A 13,376-nucleotide genomic window follows, 5' to 3' on the forward strand; every position below is an offset into this window, starting at 1 on the left:
TGAGTATGTAACATACATAGAGACACGACATGACTCACTCCGGTTTTTCATACATAGGGTACATTACCTATGAATTAAAGTTGATAACGTTGAATCAATTGTTGTAGTGTTTCACGATTTGTTTCATTAAATGGATGGAAAGGTGCTTTAGGTACACCCGTATCCAAGCCTTTCTCAGCTAAAATGGCTTTAAGTGTTGGATAAAGACCTAATTTTAATACAGTTTCGATAATGTCATTCGTTTCATGTTGAATTCGATAGGCACTTTCGATCCGCCCTTGTTGTGCATTTTCAAAAATTTGACGTGTACGTATGCCATTGACATTGAAAGTCGAACCAATTGCCCCATCTACCCCTGAAATGGCCGCTTGGACCAGCATTTCATCAAAACCAGAATAGATCAATTTATCTGGAAATGCTTTTCTTAAACGTTCAAGTAAGAAAAAGTCAGGTGCAGTATATTTCACGCCAATGATATGGTCGTTTTGGAATAATTCTTCAAATTGTTGTATTGATATATTGACACCAGTAAGACCTGGAATAGAGTAAACAATCATTTTGTTGCCTGTTGCTTCAATGATTTTGAAGTAATAATCTCGAATTTCTTCGAATGTAAAAGGGTAGTAAAAAGGCGTAACTGCGGATAATGCATCATAACCAAGTTCTGTCGCATATTGCCCTAATTCAATGGCTTCGTTTAAATCAAGTGCACCGACTTGTGCGATTAGCCGAATGGCATCTTTTGCTTCATCTTTAGCAATACGAAAAACTTCTTTCTTTTGAGCTGTGTTCATCAAGAAATTTTCTCCTGAGCTACCATTGACATACAAACCATCAAGTTTTTGCGTATCAATCGCATTTCGTACAATCTGACGTAAACCCGCTTCTTTGATTTCGCCTTTTTCATTAAATGGAACAAGTAAAGCTGCGTATAAGCCTTTGAGATGATCCTCCATCTTTTTAAAACCTCCCAAAACAGATTTGTAATATTGGTCAGACCAATTTATAATTCAATTGTAAGCGTTATTATAAATGGGGTCAATATTAATTTTTATTTGAGAATGTTCAGATTGTGGTAAAATATAACAAATTAATAACAAGGAGATTGCTGTTGGATGGGCAAAGAAGTAGGACAATCAGGCACCAATTTAAAACAAATTGTAGTAAAAAAAATAAAAGATTATATTTTAGCTGAATCACTTCAAGCGGGAGATAAACTTCCGACAGAACGCAAGCTCGCTGAAACGTATCAAGTGAGTCGTTCTGTTGTACGTGAAGCATTGAGTTATTTGGAAAATACAGGGGTGACTGAGAGTGTTCAAGGTCGTGGGACTTTAGTGAAAGCACAAGATATTACCCCATTAATAGAGGGGTTTTTATTTAGTTTTCAAGTTTCACAAGGGAATTTAAAAGACTTGATGATGTTGAGATTGACATTTGAACTCGCTGCGATTGATATCATTGAACGAAAAAATGTGCCACTCACGGCAATCAAGGAAGCATTAGTTGATAATGTAGAGGATTTCAATGTTGAGGCAGACCAAGCTTTTCATGAAAGTTTATTAGCTGCTGTAGATTCATCATTATTTAAGCAAATGAGTGCAGTCGTACAGGCGTATTTTTATCAAATGGCGATTGAAACAACACAAACTGAAAATGAACGGAGTTTGTCGGAACATCGAAAAATATACGAAGCTTTAATGAATGAAAATTATATATTGGCAAAAGAACTTTTGACGCAACATCTGATGAGAGGGGCGGAGTTTTATGAATAAATTTGCTTTTGATATTGGGGGCACCTATATCAAATCAGCTGTTATCACTGAAGAGAATCAATTGATAGATTATGAAAAAGTTAAAACACCCATCAATGAAAATGAAGCGATTCTAAATGTTGTGGCGCAACGCCTAAAACAATATATTGAACGTTATCGTACTTCAAAAGTATTGGTAGGGATTTCTACAGCAGGGGCGGTCAATCGTGAAACAGCGTCTATTGCTTATGCAAATCCTAATATTAAAGATTACACAGGCACACAATTTGGGAAAAGGCTGGCACCATTTGTAAATGATCTGTGTATTTATAACGATGTTGATGCCGCTTTGTTAGGGGAGCTGAGTTTTAGAAATGAGACTTATCACAGCGCATTTTGCCTAACGTTAGGGACAGGAATAGGCGGTAGTTATTATCATCATGATATGGGGTTACTGACTGGACAACGGCATCGTCCAAATCAAATCGGTCACCTGCTTTATGATCCAGTCACACAAACCAATTATGAACAACGCGGTTCAACTCAAGCACTAAAAAAACAAATTCAAGCCACATACCCTGAGTGTAATGTTCGACAATTATTTGAAGATGCTCAAGGTGGCGATGTCATAGCAAGACAATATCTTCAAAAATGGGCTTATGAAATCGCACGAGGGATAGCTGAAATCCAAGTGATTTATGATCCAGAAATTATCATTATCGGTGGCGGTGTGTCAGCGCAAGGTGAACAGCTGTTGCAATATATACAACCGCAGATCACGCAATTTCTTCCTGAAGGCTATGGGCATGCACGAATTGAAGTTGCCGTGTTGCAAAATAATGCCGCGCTTATCGGGGCGGTTTCTGAATTGTAAACTGATATAGAATTTTCGTTTACATTAATGCTATAATACTGTAATGAAGTGGTCATACTTCGAGTGACTTCAGTATTGAGGAGGAAATGAAGTGAATACAAAATTTCTAGTTTATACAGCGTTAATGACAGCGATTATCGCGATTATGGGATTTGTTCCTGCGATTCCATTACCGTTTTTCCCGGTGCCGATTGTTTTACAAAATGTAGGTATCTTTTTAGCAGGAATCTTGTTAGGACGTAAATATGGTGCATTAAGTGTCATCGTGTTTTTATTACTCGTATTACTAGGTGCGCCATTATTATCTGGCGGACGTGGGGGATATGGTGTTTTCTTTGGACCGAGCGCAGGATTTCTTATTATGTATCCGGTAGTTGCCTTTTTAATCGGTTGGGCAAGAGACCGTCAATTTGAGCAACTCGACTTTAAACGTATTTTTCTTATATTATTGTTGATTGGTGTTATTTTATTAGATGTTGTCGGTGCGATTGTAATGGGCTTGATTATACATATGCCTATTCCTAAAGCATTATGGTTGTCACTATCATTTGTACCGGGTGATTTGATAAAAGCGATTGTTGCTACACTCATTGCGGTAGCATTGTTAAAAAATCCAATCGTTTCCCGTGTGATGCGCCAAATGGCACGTTAAAAATTTGTCCAAGGGGTTGAGGAAGACGATGGAAATTCAAATGAAAAGTATTTATACAGAAGGTGAAATCATTGAATCAAATGAGCGATATACGATTTATGCTAAGCCTTCGCGTCCGCTCGCTTATGACGCAAATAAATGGGTTTACCATCAAATGCCTGATCAACTTACATTGAAAGGGGATATGTTGCAACAGCAAGTGATGCATCAAAAAATAGGGGCAGCTCACTTACAGTTTGAGTTTCCTGAGAATGTAAAACCAAAGCCTTCAATGATGCAGTTTCTTCGTGCGCAAGGTTTTCAATTAGGATGTTTGGAACTCTATGTGATTGAAGCAAATATGTTGCGACAATTAAAAGAGAAACCAATTCGAATGATACGTGTTACAACGAATTATGTGGAAGATTTTCTGCAAGTGGCTACACCGTTAAACCTTCCTTATGGAGATGATTATGCTGCAGAGTTTAGTGATGCTGTAAGAAAGCATGTTGAATTAGGAGAGCGCACATTGGATTATTACGTTGCTTATTTGGATGACCGACCCGTTGGTATTTTGAACCTGATTGAGAAAGAAAGTACGGTTGAAATTGATGGGTTTGCTATTGTAGAGAAGTATCGCGGTCAAGGGATAGGTTCGAGTATGCAAGCTAAAGTAGGTAAAATTGCAGGAAAACGACCTGTTATTTTAGTTGCGGACGCAGAGGATACAGCGAAAGAGATGTATATCAAGCAAGGATACACTTATGTAAGTTTTCAATACAGTGCGCTCAAAGAACACATTGACACGCATCCATCCGAATCTGCCAGTCTACATATTTAGTCTAAAGATAGCGTTAAATTATTTGGTCAAGCTATTTTGGAAAGTGGTATGGAGTAAAGATTGAAGGTTGTATACCTATAAAAAAGCAATTGCATATCAAATGAATCGAGCGCTAAGCTGATAGTTATTAAACATCAACTTAGCGCTTTTTATTATGGTTTTTCATTTAAAGATTTTGAATGCGCTCTGGATGACTATATATGTTAAAGTGACCGTCTCGAACAAAGCCAATGGCCGTGATATTCAAGTCTTCAGCGAGTTGAACCGCAAGTGTCGTAGGGGCAGATTTAGAAATAATCATACCTACACCTATTTTAGCTGCTTTAATTAAGATTTCGGATGAGATACGACCGCTAAAAATAAGAATTTTATCTCGCACACTAATATGGCGTTCGATACAATAACCATAAAGCTTGTCCAATGCATTATGCCGTCCGATATCCTGACGGTGAATGTAAAATTGAGCGCCATCGCTAATAGCAGCATTATGTAGCCCACCAGTAGCGTGGAAGACTTCACTTTGTTCTTGTAGCTCAGCCATCATCGTTAACACTTGTTCGGGTGTGACTTGGATGGTTGTCATTGCTGTTTTAGCAATAGCAGCATCGTTTTGAAAATAAAATTCGCGGCTTTTACCACAACACGAAGCGACTAAACGTTTAGTTGATAGTTGGATTCGGTAATGAAGCGGGACTGTCGTTTCGACATGTGCATAACCCCTTTGATCATCAATGTCTATAGATTTAAGTTCATCTCTTTTAAGTATCACGCCTTCAGATGCAAGAAAGCCTAATACCAATTCTTCGATATAGTTTGGACTACATATGACGGTCGCAAACTCTTCTTGATTCACCATTATCGTGAGTGGGAATTCCGTGACGTAATCATCTGTCGTTGCATATAATTTCCCATTCTCATAACGTATAATGGACTGATTTAAACGAATATCTGAGTCCAATCGTCTGTCGCCCCTTTCAATGTGAAAATTGTTAAATTTGTTTGACACAGAATTGACAAATTATATAGTTTTTATTTTAAGTGTTAATGCTGTCTTTTAAAAGTAATATTACTAGTATGGTGATTGAAAACAGTATTTAAAATTAGTAAAATGTAGTAAACAAACTAAGGAAGTGTGAATTACGATGGCAAGTATAAGAGAAATAGCGAAAGAGGCGGGCGTAAGTCCGGGAACGGTTTCTCGTGTTTTGAACGAAGACCCTTCATTATCCGTTGCAACCGCAACGAGGGAACGCATTGTTGAAATTGCAAATAGATTACGTTACACAAAGCAAAAACGGTTGACACGGAAAATCCAAATTGTGACACATGCATCAAAGGAAAAGGAAATGATCGATCCTTATTATAGAGAGCTTCGTTTGGCAATCGAAAAGGAAGTTCAACATTTAAACCTTACTTTGAAAAAGACGATACGCACACATGAAATAACGCATCATAAAATGCTTGAGCGTATTCAAAAGGCAGGTTCAGTCATCGTCATTGGTCCTTTTAAGCAATCTTTTATCGAACAGCTTTATCAATATAATGAGCGGCTCATTTTAATCAATCAGCTTGATGCTCCAGGTGATATTGATGCCATTTCTTCTGATTTGTATCAAAGTATGAAAGTGTTGTTAAGTGATATTCAAAAACGTCAAATGGAATCGATTGTTTATGTGGGCGGCGAAACTAAGATAAGAGGCATAGGTTCAGATTATAGCCTTCAATTGGATGCAAGACAACGTGCCTATTTGGATTGGTGCGACTTAAATCAGAAGGCGCCTGTTGTTTACCCGTCTGGCTGGGATCGGGAAAGTGGCTTAGAAATAGGACAGAAAATAGCGCAGCAGTCGACATTACCTGAATTGATTATTACTGGTAATGATATGCTTGCGGTGGGTGTCATCCAAGGATTACAACAGTATGGCGTTCATATTCCAAAGGATACACAAATTGTGAGTTTTAATGATTCAGAAATTAGCCAATATACCGTACCTATGATATCAAGTGTTCATATTCCGATAGAGGAATTTGGGCGTCAGGCTGTGCGTTTGGCTCAAGATTTAATGAAAGGACAACGTGAAGTCGCCATTCATATGCAGCTTAATACAGAATTGCAATACCGAAGTAGTTTTCCTAAGCACTAACCTCTATTGACAGCCCTTTCGCTAAACAGTAAAATGTAGTTGATGTTTACTATAAATTTAACTTTGAGGTGTGACCTATGCAAAAACTAACGCAAAAATTTACTGATATTTTTCATGAAGCACCCACATTGACAGCTTTTGCACCAGGACGGATTAATTTAATTGGTGAGCATACGGATTATAATGGGGGATTTGTTTTCCCAGCCGCAATTGAATTAGGCACGTATGGTGCGATTTCTAAGAGATCCGACAGACTAATTCAACTATACTCTACAAATTTTGAAGAAGTAGGTGTGATTTCATTTGATTTAGACCATTTGCAATACAAGCCTTCAGACCAATGGGGCAATTACCCTAAAGGCATCATTCACTTTCTTGTTGAACGATATCCTCAAATTGAAACAGGCTTCAATATCATTTATGAAGGTAATATTCCGAACGGAGCGAGTTTATCTTCATCTGCTTCAATTGAGTTGCTTACTGGCCATTTAATTACGTCTTTATTTCACATTAACATGGATCGACTAGAGCTCGTTAAAATGGGGCAGCGCGTTGAAAATGATTTTATTGGTGTGAATTCTGGAATTATGGATCAATTTATTATTGGGTTTGGTAAAAAGGATCATGCAATATTGTTAGATACAAACACTTTGGAATACCATTATGTCCCTACGGAATTTGGCACGTACAAAATTTCAATTATGAATACAAATAAGCGACGCGAATTGGCAGAGTCTAAATATAATGAGCGTCGCGCTGAATGTGAACAAGCGCTAGCACAATTACAGCAACATCTTGATGTACAGTCGCTTGGAGAAATAACGATGGCGCAATTTGAAGATTATGCACATGTCATTAGAGATGAAAAATTGCGTCGCCGCGCCAAACATGCCATTTCTGAAAATGAGCGTACGAAGCAAGCCTATGAAGCATTAAAGGCACATGACTTTGATACGTTTGGACAGTTATTAAATGCTTCTCATGCTTCATTGAAAGATGATTATGAAGTGACAGGGATTGAGTTGGATACATTAGCGGAATGCGCACAAAAAGTAGAGGGTGTGTTAGGTGCGCGAATGACGGGGGCTGGCTTTGCAGGTTGTGCCATTGCGCTTGTTCACCAAGATAAGATTAAAGATTTAGAGCGCATTGTGACAGAAGAATATACACGCACAGTCGGTTATGCACCATCGTTTTATCATGTTGATATTGCCAATGGCGTACGTACTTTAGAGGAAGATTAAAGGAGTGGATAAAACATGTCATTACTTGTCTTAGGAGGCGCCGGTTATATAGGAAGTCACTGTGTTAATCAGTTAGTGGAAGCGGGACATGAAGTTGTCGTTGTTGATAATTTAGTGAAAGGGCATCGCCAAGCTGTACATGAAACAGCAAAATTTTATGAAGGAGACATACGTGACGCAGCTTTTCTCAATCAAGTATTTGAGCAAGAACAAATAGAGGGCGTTTTTCACTTTTGTGCCTTTTCGTTAGTTGGGGAATCTGTAACCATGCCACTCGAATACTTTAATAACAATGTGTACGGCTTACAAGTGCTACTCGAAGTGATGCGTGCACACGATGTACAATATATTATCTTTAGTTCGACAGCAGCGGTATACGGTGAACCAGAAGTTATTCCAATCGAAGAAACTGCTAAAAAAGTGCCTACGAGTCCTTATGGTGAAAGTAAGTTAATGATGGAGAAAATGATGCGATGGTGTCACGAGGCGTACGGTATCCGTTATGCTGCTTTACGTTACTTTAATGTGGCAGGTGCAAAAGCGGATGGTTCCATTGGCGAAGACCATCATCCAGAAACGCATTTGATTCCTGTTGTTCTTCAAGTGGCTTTAGGTCAACGAGATGCTTTAAAGGTGTTTGGCGATGATTATGATACACCAGATGGAACACCGATTAGAGACTATTTACATGTGACGGATTTGATTGCTGCACACATACTTGCTTTCAATTATTTAAAAGAAGGTGGGGAGAGTGGTGCGTTTAACTTAGGAACAAACCACGGCTACTCCGTTAAAGAAATTTTAAATGCTGCACGTGAAGTGACAGGTTGTGAAATTCCAGCAGTTGTTGCACCGAGACGCGCAGGTGATCCGAGTAAACTGGTTGCTTCTAGTGAGAAAGCAATGCAGCGATTAGGTTGGACACCTCAACATGACGATATTCATGAAATTATCGCAACGGCATGGCAGTGGCATCAAAGTCATCCGAATGGTTATGAAAACGTTTAGAGGAGGCGCATTATGGCAAATGCATCACATGTTTATCAATTCGCGGATGCTGTTATTAAACAAGGCGATTTTGAAATAGAAGACCGAATTTATGTTGTGAACCAAATTTTAGCGCGTCTGAAAGCAAACGATGTTGCGCTACTGGATAATCAATTTGATGTGCAACCTCAGACACCGATTGACATTGTAAATGTTCTTATTGAAGATACGATTCAGCGTGGTGTATGCGATGATATTTTGGCTGAACGCGAACAGTTAGAAGCGAGTTTAATGGATTTGCTTACCCCAAAACCCTCTACTGTGAATCGAATGTTCTACCAAAAATACCAACAATCACCCCAAGCGGCTACAGATTACTTTTATGAATTAAGCCATCTTAATCACTACATTAAGCAAGAAGCAGTCGCCAAAAACATTGTGTATGATGTATCGACTGAATATGGCAAACTCGAGATTACAATTAATTTATCGAAACCTGAAAAAGATGCACGTCAGATTGAGAAAGAAAAGCTTGCACCTGCGTCAAAATATCCGCAGTGCGCGATTTGTATAGAGAACGAAGGGTTCTATGGCAGTATGACCCAAGCCGCGCGTTCAAATCACAGAATAGTCCGGTTGAACATTAATGGGGAAACTTGGGGATTCCAATACTCGCCTTATGTTTATTTTAATGAACACAGCATTTTATTATCTGAAACCCATACACCAATGATAATTAACCAACGCACATTTGAAAACTTGCTCGATTTTGTAAGGCAGTTTCCACATTATACAATTGGTTCTAATGCGGACATTCCAGTCGTAGGGGGCTCCATATTATCCCACAACCATTATCAAGCAGGACGACATGAATTTCCAATGGCGCTCGCTAAAGTAGAACGGACCTTTACTTTACAGTCATATCCAGAAGTGACAGCAGGTGTCGTTCAATGGCCAATGAGTGTGATTCGTCTCATTTCAAAAGATACCAAACAACTGATTGCAGCAAGTGAATGGATCAGAAAAAGATGGGAAGACTATAGTGATCCTACAGTGCAAATTAAGGCTAGAAGTAACTCTGGAGAACGGCATCATACGGTAACACCGATTGCGAGGTATCGAAATCAATGTTATGAAATGGACTTGGTCTTACGTGATAATCAACGGACCGAAGCCTATCCAGATGGCCTATTTCATCCACATCAAGATGTCCAACATATCAAAAAGGAAAATATAGGTTTAATCGAAGTCATGGGCACCGCCATTTTACCCGGACGGTTAAAAGATGAGCTCCAAAATGTGATTGCCTATTTAGAAGGCGACAAAAATGTTTCATTAGGTGTACACGAAAAATGGGCACATGAGATGAAACGTCAATATGATTTTCAGCAATTAGATGCTTCTAAAATTGTCCGAAAAGAAGTAGGTTATAAATTTGAAAGAGTGTTACATGATGCAGGCGTGTTTAAAAGAAACCCAAAAGGTCAAACTGCTTTTAATCGCTTTATCATCACATTAAATGAATCGTGACACATCAAAACGTTCGAAATTTGATATACTGATTTCGAACGTTTTTTATTATAGATAGCATTGACAAAAAGGAGCGGTTTAGGTGAAAAAGTTATTTGGATTACTTGTATTAAGTTGCTTATTGTTAATGTCAGCCTGCGGACAGTCTTCATCCAATTCAAAAGAAGACCAGTCGAAAACGTTAACTGTGTCAGCGGCTGCAAGTTTGACAGATGTGACAAAAGATTTGGAGCAAGCTTTTCATAAAGAACATCCTAATGTTAAGGTGAACTTCAACTACGGAGGATCAGGCGCTTTACGTCAACAAATTGATAAAGGGGCACCTGCAGATGTATTGATGTCGGCAAATACGAAAGATGTAGATTTACTCAATCAAAAAGGAAAAGTTAAAGAGACGTATGATTATGCACGCAATACACTCGTATTAATTCACAAAAAAGGAAGCCCTATCAAAAGCGTGAATCAATTAGTCGATGAAGATCATCTTGCAATGGGTGAAGTTGAATCTGTACCGGCTGGAAAATATGCGAAAACTTATCTCGAAAGCCAAAAATTGTGGTCAAAAGTAGAACCTCAAGTCGTTTATGCAAAAGATGTGCGTGAAGTATTAAATTATGTTGATAAAGGGAACGCGCAATTAGGATTTGTTTATAACACAGATTTATACGTCGGAAAGCAACAACGTAACGGTGTCGAAAAAGTAGCTGAAGCGCCACTTAAAAAACCTATTGTTTATCGTATGGGTAGAGTTACAGATACAAAAGAAGCAAAAGCTTGGTACAACTTTATGAAGAGTCACAAAGCACAACGAATTATGAAAGATTATCATTTTAAGAATTAGGTGAGTTGATATGCACGATTTAACGCCGCTTTGGATTTCAATACGTGTAGCAGTGGTAAGCACCATCATCGTTTTTATTTTGAGTATTTTACTCGCAAAGTCGATGTATCATCGAAAACAAAAGTGGACGCATATGATCGAAAGCATTGTATTACTTCCTATTGTTTTACCTCCAACAGTTCTTGGTTTTTTGTTACTGATGCTCTTTTCAGTGAATGGAGGTTTCGGTCATTTTTTAACGGATGTACTTGGTGTTAAAGTAGTTTTTACATGGATAGGGGCAACGGTTGCTTCAGTGATTGTGAGCTTTCCGTTAATGTATCAACACGTCGTCCAAGGATTTAGAAATATTAATCCTAAAATGTTAAATACCGCACGTACGATGGGGGCATCTGAGCTGAAAATCTTTTTTAAAATTATTTTGCCGTTATCTAAGCGGGCGTTAATCACCGGAACGATGTTAGCTTTTGCACGTGCCATTGGTGAATTTGGCGCAACATTGATGGTGGCAGGCTATATTCCGGGGAAAACGAATACATTGCCTTTAGAGATTTACTTTTTAGTCCAACAAGGTCGAGAGAGCCAAGCTTGGCTATGGGTACTTGTACTCGTCGCTTTTGCCATATCGGTCATCGGTACAATGAACATGTTAAACCGTGATCGTTATCAGGAGGTGGAGTAATTGTTCGAGATAAATATTCAAACAGAGATTAACCATCGCATGATTCATATTCATATTCAAAATGATCAGCCACGTATCTATGCGATACAAGGTAATTCTGGTATTGGTAAAACGACATTACTAAATATGATTGCTGGCATTCGTATACCAGATAAAGGATTTATTCGCATACATCATCGGACATTGACTGATACGTCACAACGTGTACATATACCCATTCAACATAGACGTATAGGCTATCTGTTTCAAGATTATCAGTTATTTCCACACATGACAGTATTTAAAAATATTACCTTTATGGCACAAAATAATGCGCACATTGAACGTTTAATTGACCAATTAAACATAAAGCACTTATTATCGTCATATCCAGAGCGTTGTTCTGGTGGAGAAAAACAGCGTATTGCGTTAGCGCGTGCATTAAGTATGAAACCAGATTTAATACTGTTAGATGAACCATTTTCAAGTTTAGACGATGAGACAAAGCAACAAGGGATTGATTTAATCAAAGAAATATATCAACAATGGCAAATACCTATTATTTTTGTTACGCACTCGAAATGGGAAGCCAATGCATTAGCGGATGAAACTATCGTGCTTCAATGAAGACATCTATGAGTTTTAAAGTACCTATTCATCTTAATAGTGTAATGAGTGAGGCTATTATTGAGCTTCAAACGTGTCATTAAAATGTAGGGAATCTACTGAGAGAATAATACGGTTTTACCTAATTGTGAAAAAATTAGAATTAAGTTTTAATCAATTGAGTAGATAAAATAGAGGCCGTATAATAAATAAAAAGAATCAATGGAAAGGCGTTTTAATATGGCAAAGGATCGCTATTCTAGACAAATACGATATAAAGGCATCGGTGAAAGTGGCCAAGAAAAAATAAATCAAAAGACAGTGTTGATTGTAGGGATGGGTGCGCTTGGGACCCACGTTGCTGAAGGCTTAGTGCGTGCAGGTATCCGAAAACTAATGATTGTCGACCGAGATTATATTGAACATTCAAATTTGCAAAGACAAACATTGTTTACAGAGCAAGATGCTGATGAAAGTGTACCTAAAGTGATTGCAGCGCAACAAATGTTGCATGCGATACGACGTGATGTAGAAATCGAAACGTTTATCGAACATGTCGACAGTCCTTTTTTAGACCGAATTGTACCAGAAGCAGACTTAATTATGGATGCAACAGATAACTTTGAAACACGTCTACTGATTAACGATGCCGCTTATTTATATCACACACCATGGATTTATGGGGGTGTGGTACAAAGTACTTATGTGGAAGCGCCATTTATTCCGGGTGAAACGCCTTGCTTTCAATGTCTCGTGCCACAAATTCCATCAATGAATTTGACGTGTGACACAGTGGGGGTGATTCAGCCTGCTGTGACGATGACCACAAGTCTACAATTAGCTGATGCTTTGAAAATTTTGACTGAAACGCCAATAGAAGCAAAACTCACATACGGTGACATTTGGGAGGGGACACATTATCGATTTGGCATGCAACGCCTATATCGTTCAGATTGTCCAACATGTGGGACAGCACCGACTTACCCTTATATGAATACACATGCGACACACTTTGCGGCATTGTGCGGAAGGGATACTGTACAATATCAACATCCTTCGTTGACACATGAAGCGCTCATTATATTTTTACAAGAACGTCATATCCCTTATCAATCGAATGGTTATTTAATTCGCTTCAACTTTGAAACTTATCGTATTGTGGCTTTTCAAGATGGCCGCTTACTCATACATGGGTTAAAAGATTTACATCAAGCACAAGTTTTAGTACATAAATTGTTTGGTTAGTCATAAAAGGAGGTTATT

The 13,376-nt window shown here is 38.4% G+C and carries 14 protein-coding genes; 12 read left to right on the top strand and 2 right to left on the bottom strand.

The features are described 5' to 3' along the window. Window positions 1-74 precede the first annotated feature (74 nt). Complete coding sequence (locus tag KM149_RS03105) at window positions 75-956, bottom strand: N-acetylneuraminate lyase (RefSeq protein ID WP_060829522.1); 882 nt, start codon at window positions 954-956, stop codon at window positions 75-77. A gap of 159 nt (window positions 957-1,115) precedes the next feature. Here KM149_RS03105 and KM149_RS03110 point away from each other — a divergent pair, with 159 nt between their 5' ends. The 4 genes from KM149_RS03110 (at window position 1,116) to KM149_RS03125 (ending at window position 4,100) form a co-directional block, all read left to right on the top strand. After that, the gene (locus KM149_RS03110; protein WP_214970910.1) at window positions 1,116-1,775 is read left to right on the top strand and encodes a FadR/GntR family transcriptional regulator; all 660 of its coding nucleotides are present in this window, start codon (window positions 1,116-1,118) and stop codon (window positions 1,773-1,775) included. Continuing rightward, window positions 1,768-2,628 carry an ROK family protein gene (locus tag KM149_RS03115; protein WP_165546066.1) on the top strand — a complete coding sequence of 287 codons (861 nt, stop codon included), beginning with the start codon at window positions 1,768-1,770 and terminating at the stop codon, window positions 2,626-2,628. The genes KM149_RS03110 and KM149_RS03115 overlap by 8 nt, the downstream gene beginning before the upstream one ends. 91 nt (window positions 2,629-2,719) lie before the next feature. Further along, window positions 2,720-3,280, top strand: a complete 561-nt coding sequence (locus KM149_RS03120; protein ID WP_050330191.1) for a biotin transporter BioY — start codon at window positions 2,720-2,722, stop codon at window positions 3,278-3,280. Window positions 3,281-3,308: 28 nt separating this feature from the next. Then, window positions 3,309-4,100: a GNAT family N-acetyltransferase gene (locus tag KM149_RS03125; RefSeq protein ID WP_214970907.1), complete on the top strand. Its 792-nt coding sequence runs from the start codon at window positions 3,309-3,311 to the stop codon at window positions 4,098-4,100. Between the two features lie 166 nt (window positions 4,101-4,266). On the opposite strand, the gene fdhD is transcribed toward KM149_RS03125, so the two are convergent. Continuing rightward, a complete protein-coding gene (gene fdhD, locus KM149_RS03130) occupies window positions 4,267-5,058 on the bottom strand; it encodes a formate dehydrogenase accessory sulfurtransferase FdhD (RefSeq protein WP_060829526.1) in 792 nt (263 codons plus the stop codon). 184 nt (window positions 5,059-5,242) lie between these two features. Here fdhD and KM149_RS03135 point away from each other — a divergent pair, with 184 nt between their 5' ends. The 8 genes from KM149_RS03135 (at window position 5,243) to KM149_RS03170 (ending at window position 13,358) form a co-directional block, all read left to right on the top strand. Next, a complete protein-coding gene (locus KM149_RS03135; RefSeq protein ID WP_214970904.1) occupies window positions 5,243-6,244 on the top strand; it encodes a LacI family DNA-binding transcriptional regulator in 1,002 nt (333 codons plus the stop codon). A 77-nt stretch (window positions 6,245-6,321) separates the two neighbouring features. Continuing rightward, the gene (locus tag KM149_RS03140; RefSeq protein WP_165546068.1) at window positions 6,322-7,488 is read left to right on the top strand and encodes a galactokinase; all 1,167 of its coding nucleotides are present in this window, start codon (window positions 6,322-6,324) and stop codon (window positions 7,486-7,488) included. A 15-nt stretch (window positions 7,489-7,503) separates the two neighbouring features. Next, a complete protein-coding gene (gene galE, locus KM149_RS03145) occupies window positions 7,504-8,496 on the top strand; it encodes a UDP-glucose 4-epimerase GalE (RefSeq protein ID WP_182280705.1) in 993 nt (330 codons plus the stop codon). A gap of 9 nt (window positions 8,497-8,505) precedes the next feature. Further along, window positions 8,506-10,005: a UDP-glucose--hexose-1-phosphate uridylyltransferase gene (gene galT, locus KM149_RS03150; RefSeq protein WP_425353677.1), complete on the top strand. Its 1,500-nt coding sequence runs from the start codon at window positions 8,506-8,508 to the stop codon at window positions 10,003-10,005. A gap of 82 nt (window positions 10,006-10,087) precedes the next feature. Further along, a complete protein-coding gene (gene modA, locus KM149_RS03155) occupies window positions 10,088-10,846 on the top strand; it encodes a molybdate ABC transporter substrate-binding protein (protein ID WP_082165713.1) in 759 nt (252 codons plus the stop codon). A 10-nt stretch (window positions 10,847-10,856) separates the two neighbouring features. Beyond that, window positions 10,857-11,528: a molybdate ABC transporter permease subunit gene (gene modB, locus KM149_RS03160; RefSeq protein WP_165546070.1), complete on the top strand. Its 672-nt coding sequence runs from the start codon at window positions 10,857-10,859 to the stop codon at window positions 11,526-11,528. Beyond that, complete coding sequence (locus KM149_RS03165) at window positions 11,529-12,134, top strand: ATP-binding cassette domain-containing protein (protein ID WP_182280707.1); 606 nt, start codon at window positions 11,529-11,531, stop codon at window positions 12,132-12,134. Between the two features lie 219 nt (window positions 12,135-12,353). After that, a complete protein-coding gene (locus KM149_RS03170) occupies window positions 12,354-13,358 on the top strand; it encodes a ThiF family adenylyltransferase (RefSeq protein ID WP_214970897.1) in 1,005 nt (334 codons plus the stop codon). Window positions 13,359-13,376: the final 18 nt, after the last annotated feature.

The sequence above is a fragment of the Staphylococcus coagulans genome (genome assembly GCF_022557135.1).
GTDB classification, from domain to species: domain Bacteria; phylum Bacillota; class Bacilli; order Staphylococcales; family Staphylococcaceae; genus Staphylococcus; species Staphylococcus coagulans.

Bases quoted from the DNA above. Each gene is read 5' to 3' on its own strand.
- KM149_RS03105 (WP_060829522.1), bottom strand. From the start codon at position 956: ATGGAGGATCATCTCAAAGGCTTATACGCAGCTTTACTTGTTCCATTT.
- KM149_RS03110 (WP_214970910.1), top strand. From the start codon at position 1,116: ATGGGCAAAGAAGTAGGACAATCAGGCACCAATTTAAAACAAATTGTA.
- KM149_RS03115 (WP_165546066.1), top strand. From the start codon at position 1,768: ATGAATAAATTTGCTTTTGATATTGGGGGCACCTATATCAAATCAGCT.
- KM149_RS03125 (WP_214970907.1), top strand. From the start codon at position 3,309: ATGGAAATTCAAATGAAAAGTATTTATACAGAAGGTGAAATCATTGAA.
- KM149_RS03135 (WP_214970904.1), top strand. From the start codon at position 5,243: ATGGCAAGTATAAGAGAAATAGCGAAAGAGGCGGGCGTAAGTCCGGGA.
- KM149_RS03140 (WP_165546068.1), top strand. From the start codon at position 6,322: ATGCAAAAACTAACGCAAAAATTTACTGATATTTTTCATGAAGCACCC.
- galE (WP_182280705.1), top strand. From the start codon at position 7,504: ATGTCATTACTTGTCTTAGGAGGCGCCGGTTATATAGGAAGTCACTGT.
- modB (WP_165546070.1), top strand. From the start codon at position 10,857: ATGCACGATTTAACGCCGCTTTGGATTTCAATACGTGTAGCAGTGGTA.
- KM149_RS03170 (WP_214970897.1), top strand. From the start codon at position 12,354: ATGGCAAAGGATCGCTATTCTAGACAAATACGATATAAAGGCATCGGT.